The following is a 25,624-nucleotide window of genomic DNA, read 5'->3' as shown; positions in this document are numbered from 1 at the left end:
AACCTTGTATAAGCTTTACGAACTTTTCATTCTAAAGTTTGTCCAAGGAGGAAAAAAGAATGTGCATTAATTATTATTTTTAGCTAAGTATAGAGTTGAGGAATTTTCAATTTTTGATTGTTAGTAAGTCGCTTGCAATCTTATTTTCTTTCTGACTATAATACTTGTATACAAGTATACTCAAAATCAAAAAGGGTGATATTATGAGCGAATATAATGATTATTTATATCCACAAAAATGGCTTTCTAAGGCTTCTACAGGTGATCGCGTAGCCTATGAACTTAGAATGCGTATTATTTCAGGTTTAATTGAAAGCGGTACCATTCTTTCAGAAAACAAACTGGCAGCTGATTTTGAAGTAAGCCGTTCACCCATTCGTGAAGCCTTAAGAATATTAGCTTCTGAAAATATCATTCGATTAGAGAAAATGGGTGCTGTTGTCATTGGTTTATCTGAAAAAGAGATTGAAGAAATTTATGATGTTCGATTGCTGATTGAAACATTTGTGTTTGAACGTCTCATAAAAATGGATACAACTAGCTTAGCACTAGAACTTAGCAAAACATTAGAAATGATGAAAGTTGCCATTAAGTATAACGATGCAGACGAATTTTCTTATCAGGATGTTATGTTCCATGAGACAATTATTCGTTCCATCGGACATTCCTATATCACCATGATTTGGAATAATTTAAAGCCAGTAATGGAAGGCTTGATTTTACTATCTATGCGCATGCGCTTTAAAGAGAAATATGAGGATTTTACTCGTATTGTGAAAAATCATGAGCTCTATATTGACGCTATTAGAGCCAAAGATCGAGAGCTTATGATTCAATCCTTACATGAAAATTTTGATGATGTTCAAGGCAAAGTAGAAGATTTATGGCGGTCACAGCAAATGCTATCTAAAGGGGTTGAGCCACAAAATGACTAACTATATGTTAGGTGTTGATATAGGGACTACTAGCACTAAGGCCGTATTATTTAGTCAACATGGGAAGGTTATTCAACAAGAAAATATTGGGTATCCATTATATACACCGGATATTTCGACAGCAGAACAAAATCCAGAAGAAATCTTTCAAGCTGTACTACAAGCCATTACCAACATTATGAAAGTCCATTCAGATAAACCATTACTATTTGTTTCCTTTAGTAGTGCTATGCATAGTGTGATCGCTATGGACGAAAATGATCAACCGTTAACACCTGTCATCACTTGGGCGGATAATCGTAGTGAAGCATGGGCACATAAAATTAAAACTGACTGGAATGGCCATGAAATTTATAAAAGAACAGGTACACCTATTCATCCAATGTCACCACTAAGCAAAATTACTTGGCTTGTGCATGAACATCCTGAAATTGCGCGCAAAACGAAGAAATATATCGGTATTAAAGAATACATTTTTAAAAAGTTTTTTGATCAATATGTCGTCGATTATTCATTAGCTTCGTGTATGGGTATGATGAATCTCCATACATTAGATTGGGACGAAGAAGCTTTAGCTGTTGCAGGTATTGCGAAAGCACAATTATCCACACTCGTACCAACAACTCAACTATTTTTAAATTGCAATGACCTTTTAGCTAAGCAAATGGGTATTGACCCACAAACACCTTTTGTCATTGGTGCAAGTGATGGCGTGCTCTCTAATCTAGGTGTGAACGCCATTCGAGAAGGCGAAATTGCTGTCACTATTGGGACAAGCGGTGCTATCCGTACCATAATTGATAGGCCCAAAACAGATGTAAAGGGTAGAATTTTTTGCTATGCACTAACAGAAAACCATTGGGTCATTGGTGGACCCGTAAACAATGGTGGTATGGTATTACGCTGGATTCGCGATGAGTTTGCCTCTTCTGAGATTGAAACAGCTAAAAGACTAGGTATTGATCCATATGAAGTGTTAACGAAAATTGCTGAACGTGTTAGACCTGGTGCTGATGGGCTGCTATTCCATCCCTATCTATCAGGTGAACGTGCGCCTTTATGGAATCCAGATGTCCGCGGTTCATTTTTTGGTTTAACCATGTCTCATAAAAAAGAACATATGATACGAGCTGCCCTCGAAGGGGTTATCTACAATTTATATACTGTCTATTTAGCATTACTGGAGTGTATGGAAAGCCCTGTCACTCGTATTCAAGCAACAGGCGGGTTTTCACGCTCTGAGATTTGGAGACAAATGATGGCGGATATTTTTGAATCCGAAGTGGTAGTACCTGAAAGCTATGAAAGCTCCTGTCTAGGCGCTTGTATTTTAGGCTTATATGCTACAGGAAAAATTGATTCCTTTGACGTTGTCGCTGATATGGTTGGTGACACTTATAAACATACGCCAATCGAAGAAGCAGCCAAAGAATATAGACAGCTACTCCCAATTTTCATTCGTTTATCTAGAGTTTTAGCAGATGACTATACGTCAATTGCTCAGTATCAAAGGAGCTTAATTAAGCCCGACTAAAGAGGAGGAGAATACATGCCATTAGTTATTGTAGGTATTGGTATTATTGCGCTGTTAATTTTAATAATGGGCTTTAAATTAAATACGTTTATTTCATTAATCATTGTTTCATTCGGTGTTGCTTTAGCTCTTGGGATGCCTTTAGATATTATCGTAAAAACGATTGAAGCAGGGTTAGGCGGAACATTAGGTCACTTGGCCTTAATATTTGGTCTTGGAGCGATGCTAGGAAAATTAATTGCCGATTCTGGGGGTGCACAGCGTATTGCCATGACCCTTGTGAATAAATTTGGAGAAAAGAACATTCAATGGGCAGTCGTAGCAGCATCCTTTATTATCGGTATCGCACTTTTCTTTGAAGTAGGTCTTGTGCTATTAATCCCAATTGTCTTCGCTATTTCAAGACAATTAAAGGTTTCTATTTTATATTTAGGAATTCCAATGACCGCAGCCTTATCTGTCACACATGGATTTTTACCACCACATCCTGGACCAACTGTTATTGCTGGCGAATTTGGGGCAAATATTGGTGAGGTGTTGCTTTATGGCTTTATCATCGCCATTCCGACTGTTATTTTAGCAGGACCATTATTTACAAAATTAGCGAAAAGGTTAGTGCCTGAATCATTCAACAAAACTGGAAATATTGCTTCTCTCGGTGAACAAAAAACATTTGAACTAGAGGACACACCGAGTTTTGGAATAAGTGTTTTTACTGCACTATTACCCGTTATTTTAATGTCCATTGCTACTATTATTACACTGTTACAAAAAACAATTGGCTTTGAAGACAATGGCTTCTTAGCAGGTATCCGCTTCATCGGTGAAGCTGGTACATCCATGTTAATTTCCTTATTAGTTGCCATCTATACAATGGGTATCGCAAGGAAAATTCCTATTAAGCAAGTAATGGAGTCATGTACAACAGCAATATCCCATATCGGTATGATGCTCTTAATTATTGGGGGCGGTGGTGCCTTCAAACAAGTTTTAATTGATGGTGGTGTCGGTGATTATGTAGCTGAACTCTTCCATGGAACTACCTTATCGCCAATTTTACTAGCATGGATTATTGCGGCTATTTTACGCATTTCATTAGGGTCAGCTACGGTTGCTGCTTTAACAACAGCTGGGTTAGTCATTCCAATGTTAGGTCAAAGTGATGTAAACCTTGCCTTGGTCGTGTTGGCAACAGGTGCAGGAAGCTTAATTGCTTCACATGTTAATGATGCAGGTTTCTGGATGTTTAAAGAATATTTTGGATTGAGCATGAAGGAAACATTCGCTACTTGGACCTTGCTAGAAACAATTGTATCTGTGGCTGGTTTAGGGTTTATTTTATTACTTAGTTTATTTGTTTAAAAAATGTTTAAAAAGGAGCAAGTACAATGTTAAATACAATTGGCGTTATTGGATTAGGTGTTATGGGCAGTAATATCGCTTTAAACATGGCTAATAAGGGCGAGCAAGTAGCCGTTTATAATTACACACGAGATTTAACCGACAAGCTTCTACAAAAAGTTGAAGGACAAGCGCTTACTCCTTACTATGAAATAGAAGAGTTTGTACAAGCTTTAGAAAAACCAAGAAAGATTTTTTTGATGGTGACAGCTGGAAATGCTATTGATTCAGTTATTCAATCAGTAGTGCCTTTCCTTGAAAAGGGCGATGTCATTATGGATGGCGGCAACTCTCATTATAAAGATACAGAGCGTAGATACGATGAACTTAAAGCTTTAGGAATTGGGTATTTAGGGATTGGTATTTCTGGTGGTGAAGAAGGAGCTTTGACAGGACCATCTATTATGCCTGGTGGTGATCAAGAGGTCTATAACAAAGTAGCACCTATACTGACAAAGATTGCAGCACAAGTGAATGATACACCATGCTGTACGTATATTGGTCCCAAGGGCGCAGGACACTTCGTCAAAATGGTACACAATGGAATCGAGTATGCAGATATGCAACTCATTGCGGAGGCTTATACGTTTTTAAGAAAAAATATAGGATTATCCGTTGAGGAAATTGCTACTATCTTTGAAACATGGAATCAGGGCGAATTGAAAAGCTATTTAATCGAAATAACAGCTGAAATCTTAAGGAAAAAAGATGAGATAACAGGATTACCACTCATTGATATGATACTTGATAAAGCTGGTCAAAAAGGTACTGGGAAATGGACAAGCCTGCAATCTATAGACAATGGTATTCCTACATCAATTATTACGGAGGCCTTATTCGCTCGCTATATTTCATCATTAAAAGAGGAACGAATTCAAGCAGAGGCAATACTATCTGGACCAAATTATAAACAGCAAAATTTAGATAGAGATGTCTGGATTGAATACGTCCGCCAAGCCCTATATATGGGGAAAATATGTGCTTATGCGCAAGGATTTACACAATATAAAATGACATCAGAGCTTTATGAATGGCGTTTACCATTAAAAGAAATTGCATTAATTTTCCGTAGTGGTTGTATTATTCGAGCAGAATTTTTAAATGTTATTAGTGAAGCCTATCAAAAGCAACCTTCGCTAAATAATTTATTAATTGACCCATACTTTGCAGAAAAGACGATGGACTATCAAAATGGATTAAGAAAAATAGTTTGTGAAGGCATCCAAGCAGGAAACGCGTTCCCTTGCTTAAGTGCTTCTCTCACATATTACGATAGTTATCGAACAGGTTCATCTAATGCTAATATGTTACAGGCACAACGTGATTATTTCGGTGCGCATACGTATGAACGAATTGATGCACAAGGTGTTTTCCATACAAATTGGTAAGTAAAAAGCTAACATATACATCATTGCCTCAATGATTGTATATGTTAGCTTTTTTATTCTAGAAAAACATGTACTCGGTTACGTCCTGCTTGTTTTGCCGCATACAGTGCTTTGTCCGCATTGTTTAATAGCTGATACAGTGTCTCTTGTCCCTTTGTACCTTCTGCTACACCACAGCTAATAGTAGTACGAATTGCTCCCTCAGTAGTCATAAGTGGCTGGGATTCTACGCTATTACAGAGCAAATTAGCTAATGCTTGCCCCTCTAATAATGTAGAGTCCTTGAGTGCAAGAACAAATTCCTCACCGCCATACCGTGCAAACAGTTCTCCTTTTTTCAACACACTCTGACAAACCTTTACGACATGAACTAGTAATTGATCACCGATAGCATGCCCATACGTATCATTGACGTTTTTAAAATGATCGATGTCCATTAAAATGACAGTAAAAGCTGAGGATGATTCTCTTGCCTCGCTGTAAGCATGATTACATTGTTGAAAAAAAGCTCGACGATTATAAATTTGTGTAAGTTCATCGTAAAAAGCGAGTTGCTCTAACTGTCTTTGTAGCTCCTTCAACTCTGTTATATCAGTGAAAATAAGTAATAACCCCTTACCATGATTAACATGTTGCAGCTCTGTAACACGCACTTGATAAGTATGATCAGAAAGCACCATCTCGATGTCTTGCGTATTCACCACTGCCTCCAATGTAAATGGCATCAATTGTCCAGTTACTTCAATCCATGTTTCCCCAATATCCCTACCAATCATGAATCTAGTTAGCTGAGGAAATACCTTGCTGCAGGCTTGATTAAACTCTATTAATCGAGCAGATTCATCTAACACAATAACCCCATCATTGATACTATGAAATATTGCATCCTTGGCAACAGGCATCACCCTAAATAATCGTGAGGAATTAATAGACCATAAATATAAAAATGAAGAAGCCCATAATACCATAGGAACAGGATCAACTCCTTGAGGTGTTAAGCCCAATAAATAGATGAATGCTGTTATCATAGGAATAAGTTGACCACACATTAAGGCAATTAATTGTTGCCGGTAGGCCTTAGTAGTCTCTTTCCAATGGATTAATACTAATAAGAAGGATACGAACATACAGCCAAAAGTAAATATGCCATGAATGATATACCATATACCAATTTCCTGATGAACATAAGGTGCCCCTAATATAGGATCTATTTCAAATACTCTATAATGAAAATGGTGTATATCATTTGTAGCAACCATGATTAAGCTAATAAATGGAATGGCAAGAAGAGCCATTATCTTTTTCCTTGTCAGATGAAAGCCTAGGTATTGCATGATAAACAATAATCCGAGAGGCGTTGAAAAAGCCATACCTACATATTGGATGGCCGTCCAAACCTTTATGGCACTCAATGTTGTAGCGATTAAACCAAAAGCAGAGGCAAAACAATATACCGCAATTAATGCGGTATAACTAATAAACAATTGAGCAATTTTTGTATAATTGTAGCGTTTTAGAAATACGTATAAACATAAATACAAATTTAGTACACCTGATGTACAGCTAAGAGTAATGAAAGCAGTCAATTGCGAATTCATGTCTATGTACCTCTTTATATTTTTAATTTTAATGTAGCATACATATAAAATTTTGTGGATTTATTTATCGATTAATTTTTTAAGGAGTAACGAATATGATCAATAAGAATAACTCAGAAATCATTTTCTTTTCTGATCCAGTTGAAAATCTAACCCACCCCTTTTATAACAAACAAATTGTATTCACAGGCGCCCTTTCTACCATGACACGATCCGAAGCCGCCAAACAAGTAAAAGCCTATGGAGGGTATTTACAGGGAGCTGTTACACAACATACTGATTTCGTTGTTCTTGGTAATAAACGTAGGGGTATAAGCGCCAAGCAGCATAAAGCTGAGCAGCTAATTCATCAGGGGCAAGACATTCAAATATTAATAGAAGATGATTTTTTATGGCTTATTTCGATCCCAAAGAAAGATGATAAGTAAAAAGAGTATGTAAGGTTGTTCTTCTTACATACTCTTTAAATTTTTTACTTTATCGGAACGGTACAGCAATAGGCTTTAATGTATATGGCTCTTTTATCGGTTCTAATGCCCCTGTACTATCCTTAATTTTGTATAGACCTACTACAGGGGTAATCATAATCGAGGTAGCTTGTTCATCAAATTTGTTTACAACAATACGTGGAAAATTTTCACGCCCTTTGAAATCTGTAGTATGACTAGTTCCTCTAAAATGAATGACATTATAATCATTCCCTAAATCATCTGTCACAATATAGTCAATGAAAACTCCTCGCCAAGCTTCATTTTCTTTTCCCACCAAGACTTCTTCGGAAAGATAAAATGTTGTAGCGATAGGTGTTTTCGTTATTTTAAAAGCTTCAATTTTTATACCTTCCCCTTCTGTTTTCATACTATCCTTTTCCACCCTTATTGTTTTACTTTCAAGCTTCTCTAAAGTAAATTCAAATGCCCAGTCCCCTGCTACTGAATTATTTACATTATTTAAATCAACAATTTGATTTCCTTGAAAATTAATGTGAACTTCCTCGGGCTTAGAGCCTCTAATGAGTTCAAAAATATACAATACTGCATACTCATTGCTGTTTATCTTTTGAACCATATAATTTGTTGAAGAGCCTCCATATCGATACCTATTTCCAAATTCCTTAGCAGTTAGTTCACGATTGTCACCATATAAAACTGGCCTTTCTCCTAAATCCTTTTCACTTTTAATAGTGTAAGCAATAGTAATATTTTCGCCATCATATACAGCATCTGTGACAGTGACTTCAACTTCATTACTTTCTTGGCTCACTCCGACACTTGTAGAATACTGATCATAATTGTTAAATACATACCTTTCATCATCAATAAACAATTCGAATATACTTCCGATAAACGGTAAATTTGCAGCAAATGTAGGAAACGTATAACCAAGTGTCATGCTGGATGCAATAAAAAAAGTAGCTGCAACAATAAAATTTTTAATGAAATGCCTTTTCTTTTTGACCCTCATGACATTTCTTTTCACTCTCTCTTTTTCAAGCGAGCTCACTTCCATCGGCTCTATATTTATATCAAGATTTAAATCATTAAATTGTTTATACAGCTTTTTCATGTCATACTTCCCCCCAAACGAATTTGCTGTAATCGTTTTTTCCCACGATATAATCGATTATCAATAGCGGCTTTTGTTAAACCACAATGAGTAGCAATTTCTTCGTTTTTCATATTTAAAAAGTATTTCATCGTAAAAATATCACGGTCTAATTGCTCTAATTGCGTCATCATGATGAGCACTTCCTCCGTTGTTGTCTTGATTAAGTATTCCTCTTCAGCCGATATTGCGACTTCACCTGTTTCATTTAGCTCATAAAAATATGGCGTTTTAGACAACCTTCTTTGTTTCGAAATGGCTTTAAACTTTGCTATCGTGCAAATCCATCTTCTAAAATCCTCTTTATCGCCTCTAAATTGTTTAGCATTTTCATAAGCCCCTAGAAATGTATCACTAATACATTCCTCTATTATTTGAGGATCATTATAGGATTTTAGAGCATTATAAATAATCGCTTTGATAATCCCCATATATTCATCAATGACATATTGAAGTGCTTCTTCTCGTTTTTTCTTAAGATGTTTTATAAAATTTTCATCTGTTACCCTCATGCAAACACCCTTTCTTCCACAAACATAAAGGATCCTTTATATAAAACATCGCTCAATCTTAAATTTCTTCTCATATTACTCAAAAATATTTATAATTTCAATTTTTTAACAAATATAAAAGGCTAAATCTCATTGATTTAGCCTTTTTAATGTTTATAGTATAGATTTTAACCAATAGCATTGGGACGAAAACTATTTGTTTACCTTAGGTGCTGGATAATCAAAGCCCTTTGTATCCACCTCTACCTTTTTCATCTGCTGATCTTCTAGTGGTTTATTTGTAGCATCTCGCTCTGCTCCAACAATGGCATCAACTGTTTCCATACCTGCAATCACCTTGCCAAAAGCAGCATATTTCCCATCAAGATGTGATGCTTCCTTTACCATAATGAAAAATTGTGAGCTTGCTGAGTTTGGATCATCTGAACGAGCCATCGAAATAACACCACGTTCATGCTTCATATTATTTTCAAATCCATTTGAGGTAAACTCACCATCAATCGAATAATCAGGTCCTCCAGTACCATTCCCTTTAGGATCTCCACCCTGAATCATAAAATCAGGAATAACTCGATGGAAAATAAGACCATCATAGAATCCATCTTTTACTAAAGCAATAAAGTTAGCCACTGTATTTGGTGCTACAGTAGGCTCCAATTCAATAACAATTTTTTCATCATTGCTCATCGTAATCGTCACAATTGGATTTTCCCTCACTTTTGACGCATAATCCACTGCTTCTTGTGTTTCTTTAGCTGTGTTTCCCTCAGTTTTCTCACTATCCTTAGCTGTACCACAGCCTGTCAAAACAACAATAATGGCTAGCAGAGATAGCATAAAATACAAATCTTTATTACGTACGAACATATCCTTTCAACTCCTCTTGTTAAGCATCCATTCATTATAAAACTATCCAAACTGTAGGACAAATCCAAGAGAGACAATGACAGAATATTCCTGCCATTGTCTCTTTTTATTTCTACTATATTAATTTCGTAGGTTGCTATTAATTCACATTATTTTTAATAAATCATAATCCCCTTGTCTAATACAGATTGATTTTGTACCTGATTCCCTAAAATATATAGCTTTTTTAAGTTAGGCAAATTCACTAAAGGTTCTACATTCGAAATAGCATTATTTTCTAAATGAAGCACCTCTATTTGTTGCCAATTTCCCAAGAAATTTAACGATTGTAGTGAATTATCTTGTAAAGTGAATGAACGTAAATTTGTAAAGCCAGCAAAGTAAGGCATGATCTTATCTACTTCTTGCACCCATTCCCCATTACCAATTTGAATGGAAACATCATTTAAAGTTAAATGCTCCAGCACGTTGTTCGTAAATGGCTTGCTATTCACCTGAAAATTACATTCATGACAGTTTAGCATTTTTACATGCTGTAAATTGAATAAGTCATTGGTTTCATAAAAGAGAGTCTCATTTAAATTGATTGCTTGCAAATGAGGTAGGTCATTTAATGAACGAATACCATTAAGAGTTCCATACTCCATGACTGTAAGCTGTTCTAGCTGTGGATATTTCAGTAGCTCTGCACCATTCAATTGCGAATCTGATCCACTTATAGAAACCGTCAAATCTCTTAAAGCGGGTGCCTCTAGCTTTGGTAAAAATGAACTCTTCAGCTCTGCCTTTTTCAAATGGGGCGCTACAATCGATGAAATATCACCATGATAGCCAGTTAACGATAACTCCGTCAATGACGTTAGACTGTTAACCATATCCAACAATTCCACTTGACCAGGAGAAGCTAAACGTAGCTTTGTTAAAGATGACATATTTCTAAGTCTATCTAAATTGATGATATTCATGTTTTCAAGATCTAAAGATTGTAGTTTAGGCATGTTTTGTATAAAATCAAGCGTTTTTAAATTTCTTACTGACGTAAGCTTCAATTCTTGTAATTGAGTCAATGAGTAAAGTGGGCTAAAATCCGTAGCTTCACTAATGTCTATTGCTAACGATTCTAGATTAGTTAGTGTAGACAGCCACTTTAAATCATTAATTGATTTTAAGGAAAGTGATTTCAGCGATAATTTATTTAGAATCTGAAAATCTGTCACCTCTTCAGCCACATAAGATAGTTCTAGCGATTGAAGATTGGGGAACTCTAATAATAAAGCAAGTTCATCATTACTTCTAATTTGGATAGAGAACTCTTTAACATTTGACTTATCACTAAAATATCCTGCGATTTTACTAAATGATTCATTAAAACTACCTGTATAACTTTTTAAGTTTTCAAGATGTTGGAAGCTTACTTTTTCACTTTGTGATATTTCATAATCATTCATGAGCTTTAAAACCGTTAATCCAGTAAAGGCCTCAAAGTCCTTTTGTTCAATTTTTTGCGTATTTAATAATTTATCCATAATGATATAAGTAGAAATTTTAGCTTCCTTATTTGTAAAAGGATCTTCTAGACTATAATCAAAATGCCATTGATCATCAGAATAGTAGGCAGCCAAATATCGAATACTTGCAATCTCTTCTTTTGCTGGCATCGTCCCACCTTTATCAAAAATATCTTTTAAAAAGAACAGAAGAACTTCACTTTCAGGCACTGTTCGAACGGATAGTTCTTCACGGTTTCCATCCTCTGTTTGATTACTATTTAAAAGAAAATACCCAAGGAATAGACACATCATGACAATTGGTATCATAAAGAGCAGCTTTAAATTTGTTTTTGGACGGGATGGTGTATGAGGAGAAGCTGTCCCATAATAATTATTAATCGTTTGATCAACATAATAAATTTTATTCTCTTTCAACATGATTTCCGTATCACAAAAAGGACATTTGAATGTTTGCTCTTCTTTATATTCAATTTTCCCATTACAATTTGGACAATTTAATTTAATAAATTCCACTGGCAGCCCCCCAGCACTATTTTTCCATTAAGCTTAGTTGTCTAAAAAATAAATGTCAATATTTACGAAATATAGGCAAGCAATCTAAAACTAAATTTTAAGTGCCTAGTCAGCTTTTTGAATTCTCCATAACAGCAGAATTGGAAACATCTAACTAAATTTACAATAACCCTATACTTGGATTATTAAAGTTTGCCCAGGCTATATCACTGTTAATGTACCTAACCATTCTATAGGCTACTGGCTTAAAACCGCACTTAGGCCAAAATGTCGATGCAGCAAGATTAGTTATTCTCCAATCTGTAATGATATTCTCATAGCCCGCCTCTTTCATCCTTCTATAGCCTTCATTCATCAGCTTTTTTCCCACGCCTCTTCCCATTTGAGAAGAGTAAGTACCTGCAATCGTTAGCTCTATTGCATGCTCAGGTGTCATCAAATCTGAATGTATAGGATAATATTTTTGAAATCCTAATTCCTGCCCATCCTTTACTGCAACGAAACATGTATCATCATTCTCCTCTACTATATTTTTATATGAGTCTTTTATGCTCATGACAACCTCAGGGAATACAGGCTCAAATGTAGGTGCGGAATTTTGATACGATTGAATGATCTTAGACATTTTCCCCAGCATTTCACTATCCATTTTATTTGCAACCCTAATCTCTGCATTACATATATTCTCAAATGGTTTATAATCCCCAATGTTCATGACCCCATGTACTTGTTGTATAGAAAAGCTTAATCGTTGGTAGGCATCATAGTAAGCCTGATTTCCAAGAGGGATGATCGTGTAATGCATAAAGCAACCTTGCTCTAGCCATACCACTGAAATCTCTGCATATAATTTTCTAATAAGCTCAGCGGATTGATCCTTTCTGATTGCCAATCCTTCATAGGGTACCCATACATGTCTGCCTCTTAGAGAGTCATTCTTGATGACTCCGATTAAATATCCTACTAGGTCATCTTTAATAAATGCTCCAATCCCCTTAATAGTATTATGAGCAAATAAGTTTTCAAGCATATTTGTTATATGTTCAGCATGAAGACAGCTGTTGTTTAGAAATGGATATACTTCACCCTCAAGGCTCTGTCTATTTTCGAGTAACTCAGCCATTGTGGGTACATCATTCACATCGATTGTTTTATATTTATATTTTCCCACTTCAACTCTCCCCCTAAATTTCTACATTATATTACATATTATATCATTATAGATAATACAGGATTTTGTTGGATATTTTTAATTACTTTCTAATCTATGAGAGCCAAAGTCTAATTACAATGATGAATTTCTATCCTTAAGCTAAGCCAATTAACTATGTAGAAATAAAATAAATATGATATCTTTTTGCAAGGTAGTATTTTGGAAAGAGAGGATTTTTAGCAATGAATCAAAAAAATTTCTGGCTTGATTTACCACGGCCATTCTTCATTTTAGCTCCAATGGAGGATGTGACAGATGTTGTATTTCGTCATGTCATTCAAGAAGCAGGGAGACCCGATGTATATTTTACGGAATTCACCAATACGACGAGCTATTGTCATCCAGATGGGTTAGATAATGTGCGTAACCGCTTAGCTTTTACAGAAGATGAACAGCCTATTGTTGCACATATTTGGGGGGACAACCCTGAACATTTTCGTCAAATGAGTATTGGTATGAAGGAACTAGGCTTTAAGGGAATTGATATTAATATGGGCTGCCCAGTTGATAATGTAGCAGAAAGAGGAAAAGGAGCTGGATTAATTCTTTATCCTGAACGAGCCGCAGATATTATTCAAGCAGCCAAAGCAGGGGGCTTACCCGTTAGTGTCAAAACAAGACTTGGCTTTACGGATGTAGCAGAATGGCGTGAGTGGCTTACACATATTTTAAAACAGGATATCGCCAATCTTTCTATTCATCTCCGTACAAGGGAAGAGATGAGCAAGGTCGCTGCACATTGGGAATTAATTGGAGATATCAAAAAACTACGTGATGAAGTTGCTCCCAACACATTACTGACGATCAACGGTGATATTCCTGATCGTTTAACAGGTCTAAAACTAGTTGAGCAATACGGTATCGATGGTGTAATGATTGGGCGCGGGGTGTTTTCAAACCCATTTGCCTTTGAAAAGGAACCTAAAGAGCATAGTGCCAAAGAATACCTTAATTTACTATACTTACACCTTAATCTTCATGACCACTATTCCAAGGAATTCGAAACACGTTCATTTAAAGCATTACAACGTTTCTTTAAAATATATGTACGTGGCTTCAAAGGGGCTAGTCAATTGAGAGTTCAATTACTGGGTGCACATTCTACGGATGAAGTCCGTGAATTACTAGCTACGTATATTGCCCACAAACTAAAGGAGAAAAAATAAGAGGAGATTGGCTATCGCCACTCTCCTTTTTATTTGCTTTTACTTGTAATCAAATCCTTCTTTAGAGGAGAATTGTCTAAAACAAACACTAGCATATAGGGAAAACTAATCTAATTTCTCATAAAAACATTTTATGATATGATGTTTAAATTGTGTGTCTACTAAGTAACACCGTTATATTCATCAAAGAAAGAGGTATTTATGCATCATACACAGTTATCCAAACAACATTGGTTACTTATCTTAACACTTGCATTATTAACATTTGTTCTCGGGACAAGCGAATTTGTTATTGTTGGGATCTTAACTGAAATTTCTTCAAGCCTTCATATGACAAATGCAAAAGCAGGCACACTCGTTTCTGCGTTCGCCATCACATTTGCCATCGCTACACCACTCGTGATGTCAGCAACAAGCCATTTTCCAAAGCGTAAATGGATGTTGTTTTTGATAGGTTCCTTCATTGCCTTAAATGCTCTGTGTGTAATTTCAACGAGCTATATTATGCTCCTTATACTTCGGGTTATGACCGCGATTGTAACAGGTGTATTGATCTCTCTAGCCATGATTGTTGCAAGCGAAACCATGCCAATTAATAAACGCGGCCTTGCTATATCATTTGTTTTCGGTGGTTTTACACTGGCCAATGTAGTTGGAGTACCCATTGGAATTGTAATCGCTGAATGGTACGGCTGGAATGCCACTTTTATGTTAACCACTCTTCTCGGAGGGTTGGCGTTTGCGGCATCTTTTTTTGTCTTACCTACTCGACTCAGCCAAGTACGAAGCTCAATACGGGATCAATTTTCTTTAATGATTCAGCCTCGAATTTTAATTGCCTTTTTCATTCCTGCTCTCGGGTTTGGTGCAACCTATGCAGTCTTTACGTACCTTGTTCCTATTTTAAAGGGAATGGGTGCACCAAATAATTCTATAAGTTTAATCTTATTCGGCTACGGCTTTCTTTCGATTTTCAGCAACATTCTTGCCGGTAAAATTGCCACTCACAATGCCATCGGCCGACTTCGGTTTGTCTTTCTCGCACAAGCTATTGTATTGACAAGCTTATTTTGGACAACAAACCATTTTATTTTAGGATTAGCGAACATCGGACTAATGTCACTAATGGCCATCCTCTTAACAACATCTACTCAACTTTATTTAATAGATTTGGCCGAAATTTATAAACCAGATGCTAAAGGACTCGCTGCTTCTCTTATGCCCGTGGCAAGTAACGTAGGCATCGCTTTTGGGTCTGCATTAGGCGGCATTGTATATCATCAAGGAAATTTGATGAATGTCACATGGGTCGGTGGTATAGTTGCCGTCAGTGCAAGTCTACTAACTTTCTTTAGTTATCATTTAGACCTTAAACAAAAGAAAACAGCATAAAAAATGCAAGAGGTACCTTAGAAAGAATATAAATCAAACAGACCCATTCGAATAAAGCGAATGGGTCTGCTTACATGTAATCCGTATCTTCATAATAAGGAATAATTATTCTGAAATAATATATTCCCCTTTCATTGGACCAATTTTATTTAAAATAATTGCACCAATCATTTGTATAATTGTCTTCACAATAATTTGCCCCAAAATGGCGGCAGGTACCGCTTCCCATGGCAATATATTGGCACCAAGTGGACTTAAGCCGATTACTACGAAAATTGCAGAATCTAGAAATCCTCCAACAATACCACTGTAGAACACACGCCAAGCCATTGGTAATTTTAATCGAGTATAAATTTCAGTATCAGCCGTTTCAGCGACAACAAATGATAGTGCTGAGGCTACTACAATTAAAAGTGTATCACCTAGTAGGAATGACACCACAGCTGATAAAATTAAAGCTGTAATAATAAATAAATACGTCTTTTTTCTACCATATTTATTTTGTACTAGATCCCGAAAAATAAAGGTTGCCCCAATTAAAAGCGTTCCCATTGGGACAATAAACATACCAAAATGGAATGGTGCAAATGCTGCCGTTACCACATTAGCAATAACAATAGATAATAAATAAAATAATATTCTCAAACTATTACTCCTCAAGTAAATTTAATTTTTGTAAGAGTACCCTACACGCCTCTTTTATTTCCCCAAACAAGGGCATGTAACTGTGGCAGTACCTTAACATCTCTTAAATCCTCATCCTTCATTACTCTATCAATTAGTGCACGATATTTATCCAATAAATGCATTATTAATAGTGAATCATCAGTTGTCGTGAGATTATCATTACCGACTTGAAGATAAAAGGGAATCATGGGATATCGATGGTGAATTTGTTTAGCATAATCGTAATCCTCTTGATTAAAAACGACTATTTTAAGGGATACATGGTGATTATTGTTTCGATATTCAAGTTTTTCGAAGATATAAGAAAGCACCGAGTAATCTGTGGTCATCCCAGAGCTAGGTGGTTTTGGTGAAATTGTCAGTTCATCAACCTCATACATCCATTTTTGCCACCTACTCCCCTGTGTTTCCACCCCAATTTGTATATCATTTTCTTTTAAAATGGCAATAAGCTCTGCTAGATTCGGATTGAGTGCAGGATTACCCCCTGAAATCGTAACAAATGAAAAACCATTGCCTCCAAGCCGCTTCAGCTCAGCCCAAATCTCTTCCGCTGTCATTTGGACAATAAGGTGCTTTCCACTGCCATCCCACGTAAACGATGAATCACACCAAGAACAGGAATAATCGCAGCCCGCAGTTCTTACAAACATTGTCTTCTGGCCAACGATCATACCCTCTCCTTGAATCGTTGGCCCAAAAATCTCGATAACAGGTACTTTACTCAACTTCCATCCACTCCCTTCTAGCTTCTGCATAGCTTGTTGGAGTCTCGTAAAGCCTGATAAACTCTACACGTACACCGTTATATCCTTCATCACGCAAGGCCTCAGTCAACTTTTCGTAAATCCAAACAACAATGTTCTCTGCCGTCGTATTCATGAGTGGAAGCGTTTCATTTAAATAACGGTGATCCAAATGAATCCCTATTTTTTGTTTCCATATTTCTTTTATATCGCCGAAATCGATCATCAAACCACGTTCATCAGTGTAGCCACTCAGTCCTAATATGACTCGATAGGTATGCCCGTGTAGATTTTTACATTTCCCTTCATAATGATGTAGATGATGGGCAGCATCGAAGGTAAATTCTTTGCTTATGAGAACACGCTTTGCATGATATTTCAATTGATTTCTTTGAATATCCACATCAATTCTCTGGAGTCTCTCAACGATTTTAAAATCTGACATGCCTTAAGACTCCTTCCTATAACTTAAATACTCATCAAGCCCTTTATTTCGTAATTTACATGCTGGGCATTCACCACATCCATCTGCTATAACACCGTTATAGCAAGTCAACGTTCTTTGTCGTACAAACTCAAGTGCCCCAAGCTGATCAGCTAATTCCCATGTTTGTGCCTTATTCAGCCACATCAAGGGTGTATCAATCACAAAGGAATCATCCATCGATAAATTTAACGTTACATTTAAGGATTTAATAAAGACATCTCGGCAATCCGGATAGCCACTAAAATCAGTTTCACAAACACCTGTTACAATATGCTTTGCCCCTACTTGGCTCGCTAAAACGCCCGCAAATGAAAGAAAAAGGAGATTGCGGCCAGGCACAAAAGTCGATGGGAGCTCACCATTTTCTCCGTCCTTCACCTTTATGTCTTGTCGTGTCAATGCATTCGGAGCAAGTTGATTCAGGAGAGACATATCAAGTATGTGATGCTTGATACCAAGCTCCTCTGTTATCACCTTCGCACAGTCAATTTCAAGACGGTGCCTTTGACCATAATCGAAAGTTACTGCCTCAATCTCTTCAAAGCGTTCTTTTGCCCAGAACAAACAAGTTGTGCTGTCCTGACCTCCACTAAATACTACAATTGCTTTTTCCTTTTTCATCTATAAAAACTCCCTTATATCGAAAAAACAGCACTCTAAGAAAAAGTGCTGCTTTCTTCTTAGTTTTTTTAAGAGGGTAGCTAAAAACCTCTGTCTTGCTTCATTTATCGATTATCAATTTTTTCTGGGTTAAGATCGTGGTTCATTAAACGATAATTGGCGATTTCTTCGTATTTAGTTTCTGGCTTCCCATAGTTACACCATGGATCAATCGAGATACCCCCACGTGGAGTAAATTTCCCCCAAACCTCTATATATCTTGGATCAAGTAATGCAATTAAATCATTCATAATGATATTCACGCAATCTTCATGGAAATCGCCGTGATTTCTAAAACTGAATAAATACAACTTTAGAGATTTACTTTCAACAATTTTTTTATCTGGGATATATGAAATGTACATCGTAGCAAAATCCGGCTGATTTGTAAGCGGACATAAACTAGTAAACTCTGGGCAATTAAACTTAACAAAATAATCTCGATTAGCATGAAGATTATCCACTGCCTCTAATACCTCAGGTGCATAATCATAGGAATACTTTGTACCTTGATTACCTAATAGGGTCAAATCCTTTAATCCTTCTTCATGACTTCTGCCAGACATAAAAAAACCTCCTTGTAAAATGTTTCCCAACACTTTTCAAGAGAGGCATCACCAATCATTCTATTTAAAACATAAGTAAACAGATAAAAAAAAGCCACGTCCGATATGGACATGGCATATTGTCATGTTTCCATAGTTTTTTATAGAGGGTATCAGCTATGAACCTCTCCCGTTCTAGTCCGGGCATTCTTTTCTTCAATATCGTACAAAAAATAATACAGGACGTCAAATAGATTTTTTATAAAACTCTTAAATGATAAAAAGTACGAATTACTGTAAGTCTATACTCATTTGAAAGTTCTACTTTTTTATTAAATTACTAGGAAAATAGAATTAATCCATTTTTGACAAAGTAATACTAATTATCAATATTTTGAGATTTTTCAATATTCCGATATTCGAATTATCTCACCTGTGATAAATTGGAAATATCACATTAAACTGAAAAGTGTGATAATTAAGAGCGGAGGGAGAAATGAGATTTGAAAAAGTTTAAGTTTACGAAGTTTTTAAGTAGTATGATAGCTTTCTTTATGGTGCTTTTTCTATTGGTTCCATTATCGAGTGCTAATGCTGAAGATTCGAAGCCATTCAAGCAGGATAGCCAAAGTGAAAGTATACTTCAATTAAAGGCGGCTATCGCTGAACAGCTAAGCTTGTCTAAAGATGGTCCAACTCTTCACGAAAGCTTACAAAATGTATCAGGCAATCAAGAAGTTGCAGTCATCGTACATTTATCTGAAAAGCCTGTGGCACTAGAGCAAGGAATGAGCCAATTGAAAGGCCAAAAGTTCTCTAATGCGCGAGCAAATGAAGTTCGATCAAATGTAAAATCTCAACAAGCACAAGTTAAGAAAGAATTAGCTACTAAAAATGTTCAAATGACTCAAGGCTACACATTTGATACTGTTTTAAACGGTTTTGCAGCAACTGTGAAAGCAAATGATCTCCCAAAGCTGCTTTCAATAGAAGGAATAACATTAATTGAACCTGATGCAATTGTTTACGCATCTGAAGATAATACAATGAAATCATCAGAACTGATTAAGGAAGATCAATTAGAGGCTCAAATGAATACAAGTATTTCTTTCCTCGGCATCGAACAGCTTTGGAATGAAGGAATTGAAGGACAAGGTATAAAGGTAGCAGTATTAGATACTGGTATTGACACAGATCACCCTGAGTTCGCCGGAATTTACAAGGGTGGGAAAAACTTCATTCCAAATTCATCAACTTACACAAAGCCTCGGGCAGATGACGATGCATCGGAAACCTTGCCTTCTGAGCGTCCTGCTGGAACACCTGAATTTAATGAAAAGGGAAGCTCGTTCTATACTTCTCACGGTACTCATGTTGCTGGAACTATTGCAGCAATTGGAGCTAACAATTTCGGCATTAAAGGAATTGCTCCAAAAGTAGACCTTTATGCTTACCGTGTTCTTGGTGCATATGGAAGTGGGGCTACATCTGGTATTGTTAAAGCAATTGAAACGGCTGTCACAGAAAAAATGGACATAATCAACCTCTCTCTTGGTGGGGGGGCTAACTCTGAAACGGACGCTGGTTCATTTGCTATTAATAATGCAATGATGGCTGGAACAATCGGAGTAATTGCAACAGGGAACTCCGGCCCAAATCGAGGGACAATGGGCACGCCTGCAACCGCTCGTTTAGGAATTGCTGTGGGTAACACAACAAATCCTGAAACAATGTATAACGGTGAAGTGAATGTTACAGTTGGTGACTACAACTTAACAAAACAGCTCCCATTAATGGGAACAACTTTTGGAAGGGATTTAGCAACACAGCTTCAAGGAGAATTTGACCTAGTTGCTATTCCTGGAAACGGAGAAGTAAAAGACTATGAGGGAATCGATGTAGAAGGTAAAGTGGCATTAATCTCTCGTGGCAGTATCGCATTTGTTGATAAAATTGCGAATGCAAAGGCAAATGGAGCAGTCGCCACAATTATTCATAACTTTGCTGGTGGAACAAATGCACCTAATATTTCAGGTACATTCCTGGGTGATTCTTTTGCTTTTCTACCAACATTTGATATGTCCCAAACGGATGGCAATGCAATTCGTGCTGCATTAGCCGGTGGAACTGGAAAAGTTAGCTTTAGTCAATTTACTTCCACAAAGACACTGGGAGATGAAGTAAACGATTCAAGTTCCCGTGGCCCATCTACGCCAAACTTTGATATTAAACCAGATGTAAGTGCACCTGGAACAAACATTATGTCAACGATTCCAATGTATAAAAAGGACTTCCCTAATGCAGATTATGCAGAGGCATATGATCGTAAAACAGGAACCTCTATGGCAACACCGCATATTACAGGTATTGTTGCATTACTTAAACAAGCAAATCCTGATTGGAATGCGTTCGATATAAAAGTGGCGCTTTCTAATACAGCAAAGGTTTTAGATAAAACAAAATACGATGTGTTCTCTCAAGGTGCAGGTCGTGTAAATGCTTATGCTGCAGCACATCCAGAAATTCTTGCCTATGCATTGGATAGTGCAATTTTAGATGGAACAGGAGCTGTTTCAGAAAACTTAAAAGGGACAGTTACTTTTGGTCCACAATCACTTAAAGACCAGGATATTTCCGTAACGAAACAAGTTTTAGTAAAAGATATAAAGGGGAACGGCGGTAATTATAATGTATCAATTGATGTGACAAAATCATTTGGTGATGCAACTGTTACAGTCGACCAGCCAACATTTAATCTAGTTGGTGAGCAAGTGTTAAATCTTACATTAACGGCTTCACAAGCTACAGCTCCAAACGGCTCGGAAATACTGGGGTATATTCACATCAGCGGTGGTGCTACAGAAATTTCATTGCCATTCGCAGCTGACTTTGGAAGCGAGGCAGTAACTGAAATTAAAGATTTAAAGATTACAGAAACAGATCTATCCTTTAATGGAGATGGCGTGAAGGATTCAGCTGTACTTTCATTTACATTAACTGGCGATGTAACAACTAACTATATCGAGCTATGGGATATTATGAATCCTCAAGGTGGAGAATATGGTGATGGCTACATCGGTTATCTACATGCAGGTACTGCGCTAGGAAAAGGCTCTTATACGCTGAATATCGCTGGGCAATACAAACCATGGGGAACAGAACCTGCCACAACAATTCCAGATGGTCTCTATACTATTGACTTTACTGGTCTTGCGGCATCAGGGGTAGTTTCCGATTATGTTGGACCAATTATCGTGAAAACAACTAAACCAGAAATTACTGGTTCAGTAGCTGAAGGTGTCGCTACAGGAAAGGTAACAGATAAGTATATCGACTACAATGAAGAGTTATATTTATATGGTTTAAACTACAATTTAAATGATAAATTAAAAGCTTCCTATATTGCGACTGTGAATGGCGAAATACAAGCGCCAGTTCCTTTTGAATTAAATCAAGACGGTAGCTTCACATTCCCAGTAACAACAGAAACTAATGCTGTATCAGTAAAAATTCAAGACGCTGCAGGGAATGTTGGTGAAGCATTAATATTTGAAAAAGATGTAGTTGAACCAAAAGTAACACTTTCTGTCAATCCAACTGAGCTAGACCTAACAGCTGGGGAATCTGCACAACTTACAGTAACAGAGACAACTACTCCTCCAGAAGGTGAAGCAACAGAGGAAGATGTAACTTCAAAAGCTACTTATGTTGTGGGAGATGAAAATGTTGCAACAATAGCAAATGGATTAGTAACTGCTATAGGTGAGGGCACGACTACGATTACTATTTCATATGGTGATCATGAAGTTACGGTAAATGTTACAGTAAAAGCACCTGTTGTAGAAACACCAATCGTAACACTAGAAATTGACCAAGCTCAGGTTGAAACTAGAATAGGTAAAGAGGTTATGGTTAAGATTACTGAAGTAACTACTTTTGAGGGTAGAACAACAGAAAAAGATGTTACTACGCTTACAACCTACGAAGTAGCAAATGATAAAATAGCTACTGTAAAAGCAGGGGCTGTAAAAGGTAAAGGTCAAGGGACTACGACAATTACAGCAACGTATGGTGACCACACATTAACATTTGATGTATTGGTTGAAAAGCCGGGCAATGGTAATGGTAATGGCAACGGCAATGGCAATGGCAATGGCAACGGCAATGGCAATGGTAATGGCAACGGCAATGGTAATGGCAATGGCAATGGCAACGGCAATGGTAATGGCAACGGCAATGGTAATAATGAAGTTACCGAAGTTAAGTTATAATTAAATAAGTACTGTTCCAGCAAAAAGAGAAATTGCGCTTTGCAATTTCTCCTTTTGCTATTTAAATTTCACTTACTCATGATAAGGTTGGCTGTAACGGGTCTATGTGCAGTTTTTCTGTACAAGCTTTATCTAGTAATCATATATTTAATGCAAACCCATAAGAGATCCAAACCTTACCATTCAGAACCTTTTAGTTTTATTTAAGCATTGTCGCAGTTAAAAATTCCCGTGTTCTCTCCTCTTTTGGATGATTGAAAAATTGTTCAGGTGTGCCGCGTTCAATAATTCTCCCATCATGCATATAGACAATCCAATCAGCTACCTCTTTTGCGAATCCCATTTCATGGGTTACAACAACCATAGTCATTCCTTCTTCAGCCAAATCTTTCATGGTTGTTAAAACCTCTCCCACAAGCTCAGGATCGAGTGCCGATGTTGGCTCATCAAAAAGCATAATGTCTGGTTCCATCGCAAGTGCTCTAGCAATCGCCACCCGTTGCTTTTGCCCCCCTGATAGTTTACTAGGATAGACATCCGACTTATCCTCCAAACCTACTTTTTTCAGTAATTGTTTTGCTTTGATGATAGCTTTTTCTTTGTCTACACCCTTTACCATAACAGGTGCTTCAATAATATTTTCTAAAACCGTTTTATGTGGGAATAAGTTGAAATTTTGAAACACCATCCCAACCTTTTCTCTAATCTTGTTAAGATCATCTGTCCGTGGATTGACTTCATTTCCCTCAATTATAATATTGCCATTATCTTTTCTTTCTAAAAAGTTCAAGCAGCGAAGGAGGGTGCTTTTTCCTGACCCACTCGATCCTATTAGACAAACAACATCGCTCTCGTAGACTGTCATGTCGATATTTTTCAATACATGTAAGTCTCCAAACGATTTATTCAATTTACTTATTTTAATCATTTCCTTAGTGTCCAATTTTTTCAGCTCCTATCTGTCGCTTACTGCTAATTTTAGTTCAGTTCGGTTCACTACAAATGTCATCAACGCTACCAGCAATAAATAGTAGACTGCTACAATGAGTAAGTAGGTCATTTCATCGAAATTATTCGACCCAAGTGTTGTCGCCACATTAAACAGCTCATTCATGGAGATAAATGCGGCTAACGATGAATCTTTTAAACTGATGATAAATTGATTGCCTAAAGGCGGCAACGCTCTACGGAATGCCTGTGGGAGAATAATCCTTCTTAATGTCAGTGTCTTTGTCATTCCCAACGAGCGTCCTGCTTCAAATTGGCCATTATCGACTGACTGAATTGCTCCACGAAGGATTTCAGAAATATAAGCTCCATTATGTAGCGCTAGAGCAAGTGAAGCAGCCCAAAAATCAGGAAGAAGGAAAATCCCGCTAATTCCGAAGTAGAGGATAAATATTTGAACAATCAGTGGTGTTCCTCGAACCAAATAGACATATATATCTGAAATAAGTTCTAAAATTTTTATATTAGAAATTTTTAATAAGGCAAAGACTAGTCCGATGATGATTCCCAGTAAGATAGAAACCACCGTCAGCTCTAATGTTAAAAGCATAGCTTTAAAGAATACACCTTTTGTTTCGATTAGTATTTGAAAAAAATGCGAAAAACTTGGCAAAGTACTACTTCCTTTCTTTTATAGCATTGGTTTATTCTGATTTTTTGGTAATGTCCTCACCAAAATATTTGATACTGATTTGAGTCAATGTTCCATTTTCCCGAAGTTGTTCCAAAGATTCATTAACTCGCTTCACTAGCTTTGGATTATCCTGAGGCAACACAATCGCTTGTTCACTGCGATTAATTAATTGCTGTCCCTTAATCTTAAAACCTTCCTTTTCAGCAGTTTTTCCTGTAACAAAATCTGTGATTACTGCATCATGACGCCCACTACTCAACGCCTTTAATGCCGTAATATCGCTGTCATATGTTTTGATGTTGTCTGTATACTTGGAAGCTGTATCGGCATATGTTGATCCTTTTGCAACAGCTACTTCCTTTCCCTCTAAATCTTCAACAGTCCTAATTTTACTATCCGGTCTGGTGAAAATTTTCGGTCCTGAATAATAATAGGGGGTAGAGAAAGAAACATGTTTACTCCGCTGCGGGTTAATCGTGTGACTTGCAACGGCTGCATCCGCTCTTCCTGTTTTCACCCCTTCCACAATCCCTTTGAACTTGATTCGTTTCTGAACCGGCTCAAGGCCCATTTCCTTTGCAATCGCTTCTCCAACCTCAATATCAAAGCCCGACATTGTAAGATCGTCATTTATATAACTAAATGGCTTAAATTCACCAGAAGTAGCAAAAACAAATTGATTTTTATTGATCAGTTCAGATCCATCTTCAAGCTTCTGCTTCTCTCCACAACCAGATAACAAGCAGACTACGATTGTGCTAAAGACCAATAGTAACTTTTTACTCAACAACATGTTGCTATAACTCCTTTCTCTTTCGTTTATTCCTACAATACCTCTTGCTATATAACTTGCTTATGCTAGTTAATACCCAATCCACTCCCAATAAAACAAAAAAGTATCAGGCACTTTTAATAGCGCCTGATACTTTTTCTACAAAGTTCTCATTATAT

General features: G+C 36.8%; 22 protein-coding genes and 1 riboswitch. Of the genes, 8 read left to right on the top strand and 14 right to left on the bottom strand.

The genetic code is table 11. The features are described from left to right. Positions 1-203 precede the first annotated feature (203 nt). Genes EW028_RS17290 through gnd form a run of 4 tightly spaced genes read left to right on the top strand, consistent with a single transcriptional unit; the run spans position 204 to position 5,258 of the window. Positions 204-935: a GntR family transcriptional regulator gene (locus tag EW028_RS17290; protein WP_131521756.1), complete on the top strand. Its 732-nt coding sequence runs from the start codon at positions 204-206 to the stop codon at positions 933-935. Next, complete coding sequence (gene gntK, locus EW028_RS17285; RefSeq protein ID WP_131521755.1) at positions 928-2,469, top strand: gluconokinase; 1,542 nt, start codon at positions 928-930, stop codon at positions 2,467-2,469. Before EW028_RS17290 ends, gntK begins: the two co-directional genes overlap by 8 nt. A gap of 15 nt (positions 2,470-2,484) precedes the next feature. Then, the gene (locus EW028_RS17280; protein ID WP_131521754.1) at positions 2,485-3,831 is read left to right on the top strand and encodes a GntP family permease; all 1,347 of its coding nucleotides are present in this window, start codon (positions 2,485-2,487) and stop codon (positions 3,829-3,831) included. 26 nt (positions 3,832-3,857) lie between these two features. Continuing rightward, a complete protein-coding gene (gene gnd / locus EW028_RS17275) occupies positions 3,858-5,258 on the top strand; it encodes a decarboxylating NADP(+)-dependent phosphogluconate dehydrogenase (protein ID WP_131521753.1) in 1,401 nt (466 codons plus the stop codon). Positions 5,259-5,311: 53 nt separating this feature from the next. Here gnd and EW028_RS17270 read toward each other — a convergent pair whose 3' ends face one another. Then, positions 5,312-6,856, bottom strand: a complete 1,545-nt coding sequence (locus EW028_RS17270; protein ID WP_131521752.1) for a histidine kinase N-terminal 7TM domain-containing diguanylate cyclase — start codon at positions 6,854-6,856, stop codon at positions 5,312-5,314. Positions 6,857-6,951: 95 nt separating this feature from the next. Here EW028_RS17270 and EW028_RS17265 point away from each other — a divergent pair, with 95 nt between their 5' ends. Then, complete coding sequence (locus EW028_RS17265) at positions 6,952-7,284, top strand: BRCT domain-containing protein (protein WP_131521751.1); 333 nt, start codon at positions 6,952-6,954, stop codon at positions 7,282-7,284. Positions 7,285-7,333: 49 nt separating this feature from the next. Here the strand turns inward: EW028_RS17265 and EW028_RS17260 are convergent, their stop codons facing one another. The 5 genes from EW028_RS17260 to EW028_RS17240 form a co-directional block, all read right to left on the bottom strand. Next, a complete protein-coding gene (locus tag EW028_RS17260) occupies positions 7,334-8,422 on the bottom strand; it encodes a DUF4179 domain-containing protein (RefSeq protein ID WP_131521750.1) in 1,089 nt (362 codons plus the stop codon). Next, the gene (locus EW028_RS17255; RefSeq protein ID WP_131521749.1) at positions 8,419-8,973 is read right to left on the bottom strand and encodes a sigma-70 family RNA polymerase sigma factor; all 555 of its coding nucleotides are present in this window, start codon (positions 8,971-8,973) and stop codon (positions 8,419-8,421) included. Before EW028_RS17255 ends, EW028_RS17260 begins: the two co-directional genes overlap by 4 nt. A 192-nt stretch (positions 8,974-9,165) precedes the next feature. Next, the gene (locus EW028_RS17250; protein ID WP_131521748.1) at positions 9,166-9,840 is read right to left on the bottom strand and encodes a peptidylprolyl isomerase; all 675 of its coding nucleotides are present in this window, start codon (positions 9,838-9,840) and stop codon (positions 9,166-9,168) included. Between the two features lie 155 nt (positions 9,841-9,995). Beyond that, positions 9,996-11,864, bottom strand: a complete 1,869-nt coding sequence (locus EW028_RS17245; protein WP_131521747.1) for a leucine-rich repeat domain-containing protein — start codon at positions 11,862-11,864, stop codon at positions 9,996-9,998. Positions 11,865-12,024: 160 nt separating this feature from the next. Beyond that, entirely contained in the window at positions 12,025-13,035 is a 1,011-nt protein-coding gene (locus EW028_RS17240; protein WP_131521746.1) for a GNAT family N-acetyltransferase, read from the bottom strand. Between the two features lie 224 nt (positions 13,036-13,259). Here EW028_RS17240 and EW028_RS17235 point away from each other — a divergent pair, with 224 nt between their 5' ends. Together EW028_RS17235 and EW028_RS17230 are read left to right on the top strand one after the other, a co-directional pair. Next, positions 13,260-14,243 (top strand): tRNA dihydrouridine synthase, encoded by a 984-nt coding sequence (locus tag EW028_RS17235; protein ID WP_131521745.1) that lies wholly within the window; start codon positions 13,260-13,262, stop codon positions 14,241-14,243. A gap of 201 nt (positions 14,244-14,444) precedes the next feature. Next, positions 14,445-15,635 (top strand): MFS transporter, encoded by a 1,191-nt coding sequence (locus tag EW028_RS17230; RefSeq protein ID WP_131521744.1) that lies wholly within the window; start codon positions 14,445-14,447, stop codon positions 15,633-15,635. A 105-nt stretch (positions 15,636-15,740) separates the two neighbouring features. Here the strand turns inward: EW028_RS17230 and EW028_RS17225 are convergent, their stop codons facing one another. The 5 genes from EW028_RS17225 to queF form a co-directional block, all read right to left on the bottom strand. Then, positions 15,741-16,280, bottom strand: coding sequence for a VUT family protein (locus EW028_RS17225; RefSeq protein ID WP_131521743.1), 540 nt, complete (start codon positions 16,278-16,280; stop codon positions 15,741-15,743). Between the two features lie 41 nt (positions 16,281-16,321). After that, entirely contained in the window at positions 16,322-17,050 is a 729-nt protein-coding gene (gene queE, locus EW028_RS17220) for a 7-carboxy-7-deazaguanine synthase QueE (protein WP_131521742.1), read from the bottom strand. Continuing rightward, complete coding sequence (gene queD / locus EW028_RS17215; RefSeq protein ID WP_131521741.1) at positions 17,043-17,513, bottom strand: 6-carboxytetrahydropterin synthase QueD; 471 nt, start codon at positions 17,511-17,513, stop codon at positions 17,043-17,045. Before queD ends, queE begins: the two co-directional genes overlap by 8 nt. Before the next feature lie 3 nt (positions 17,514-17,516). Next, complete coding sequence (gene queC / locus EW028_RS17210) at positions 17,517-18,176, bottom strand: 7-cyano-7-deazaguanine synthase QueC (protein WP_054548829.1); 660 nt, start codon at positions 18,174-18,176, stop codon at positions 17,517-17,519. 104 nt (positions 18,177-18,280) lie between these two features. After that, complete coding sequence (gene queF, locus EW028_RS17205) at positions 18,281-18,781, bottom strand: preQ(1) synthase (RefSeq protein ID WP_131521740.1); 501 nt, start codon at positions 18,779-18,781, stop codon at positions 18,281-18,283. A gap of 126 nt (positions 18,782-18,907) precedes the next feature. Then, a riboswitch (PreQ1 riboswitch) is annotated at positions 18,908-18,954 on the bottom strand. A gap of 309 nt (positions 18,955-19,263) precedes the next feature. Between queF and EW028_RS17200 the strand changes: the two genes are divergently transcribed. Continuing rightward, positions 19,264-23,031: a S8 family serine peptidase gene (locus tag EW028_RS17200; RefSeq protein ID WP_131521739.1), complete on the top strand. Its 3,768-nt coding sequence runs from the start codon at positions 19,264-19,266 to the stop codon at positions 23,029-23,031. 199 nt (positions 23,032-23,230) lie between these two features. Here the strand turns inward: EW028_RS17200 and EW028_RS17195 are convergent, their stop codons facing one another. The 3 genes from EW028_RS17195 to EW028_RS17185 are packed head-to-tail and all read right to left on the bottom strand — an operon-like array spanning position 23,231 to position 25,466. Further along, positions 23,231-23,959 (bottom strand): amino acid ABC transporter ATP-binding protein, encoded by a 729-nt coding sequence (locus EW028_RS17195; RefSeq protein ID WP_193767398.1) that lies wholly within the window; start codon positions 23,957-23,959, stop codon positions 23,231-23,233. Between the two features lie 27 nt (positions 23,960-23,986). Then, on the bottom strand, positions 23,987-24,652 hold the full coding sequence (locus tag EW028_RS17190; RefSeq protein WP_036077909.1) for an amino acid ABC transporter permease: 666 nt from the start codon (positions 24,650-24,652) through the stop codon (positions 23,987-23,989). A gap of 31 nt (positions 24,653-24,683) precedes the next feature. Beyond that, complete coding sequence (locus EW028_RS17185; RefSeq protein WP_131521737.1) at positions 24,684-25,466, bottom strand: transporter substrate-binding domain-containing protein; 783 nt, start codon at positions 25,464-25,466, stop codon at positions 24,684-24,686. Positions 25,467-25,624: the final 158 nt, after the last annotated feature.

Source organism: Lysinibacillus sp. OL1 (assembly GCF_004332175.1).
Lineage (GTDB): Bacteria > Bacillota > Bacilli > Bacillales_A > Planococcaceae > Lysinibacillus > Lysinibacillus capsici.
Note: the sequence above shows the minus strand (reverse complement) of the source record. Positions and strands in the feature narration are given on the sequence as shown.

Excerpts from the sequence above, each read along its gene's own strand:
- EW028_RS17290 (WP_131521756.1), top strand. The coding sequence starts at position 204 with ATGAGCGAATATAATGATTATTTATATCCACAAAAATGGCTTTCTAAG.
- gntK (WP_131521755.1), top strand. The coding sequence starts at position 928 with ATGACTAACTATATGTTAGGTGTTGATATAGGGACTACTAGCACTAAG.
- EW028_RS17280 (WP_131521754.1), top strand. The coding sequence starts at position 2,485 with ATGCCATTAGTTATTGTAGGTATTGGTATTATTGCGCTGTTAATTTTA.
- gnd (WP_131521753.1), top strand. The coding sequence starts at position 3,858 with ATGTTAAATACAATTGGCGTTATTGGATTAGGTGTTATGGGCAGTAAT.
- EW028_RS17270 (WP_131521752.1), bottom strand. The coding sequence starts at position 6,856 with ATGAATTCGCAATTGACTGCTTTCATTACTCTTAGCTGTACATCAGGT.
- EW028_RS17265 (WP_131521751.1), top strand. The coding sequence starts at position 6,952 with ATGATCAATAAGAATAACTCAGAAATCATTTTCTTTTCTGATCCAGTT.
- EW028_RS17260 (WP_131521750.1), bottom strand. The coding sequence starts at position 8,422 with ATGAAAAAGCTGTATAAACAATTTAATGATTTAAATCTTGATATAAAT.
- EW028_RS17255 (WP_131521749.1), bottom strand. The coding sequence starts at position 8,973 with ATGAGGGTAACAGATGAAAATTTTATAAAACATCTTAAGAAAAAACGA.
- EW028_RS17250 (WP_131521748.1), bottom strand. The coding sequence starts at position 9,840 with ATGTTCGTACGTAATAAAGATTTGTATTTTATGCTATCTCTGCTAGCC.
- EW028_RS17235 (WP_131521745.1), top strand. The coding sequence starts at position 13,260 with ATGAATCAAAAAAATTTCTGGCTTGATTTACCACGGCCATTCTTCATT.
- EW028_RS17230 (WP_131521744.1), top strand. The coding sequence starts at position 14,445 with ATGCATCATACACAGTTATCCAAACAACATTGGTTACTTATCTTAACA.
- queD (WP_131521741.1), bottom strand. The coding sequence starts at position 17,513 with ATGTCAGATTTTAAAATCGTTGAGAGACTCCAGAGAATTGATGTGGAT.
- queC (WP_054548829.1), bottom strand. The coding sequence starts at position 18,176 with ATGAAAAAGGAAAAAGCAATTGTAGTATTTAGTGGAGGTCAGGACAGC.
- queF (WP_131521740.1), bottom strand. The coding sequence starts at position 18,781 with ATGTCTGGCAGAAGTCATGAAGAAGGATTAAAGGATTTGACCCTATTA.
- EW028_RS17195 (WP_193767398.1), bottom strand. The coding sequence starts at position 23,959 with ATGATTAAAATAAGTAAATTGAATAAATCGTTTGGAGACTTACATGTA.
- EW028_RS17185 (WP_131521737.1), bottom strand. The coding sequence starts at position 25,466 with ATGTTGTTGAGTAAAAAGTTACTATTGGTCTTTAGCACAATCGTAGTC.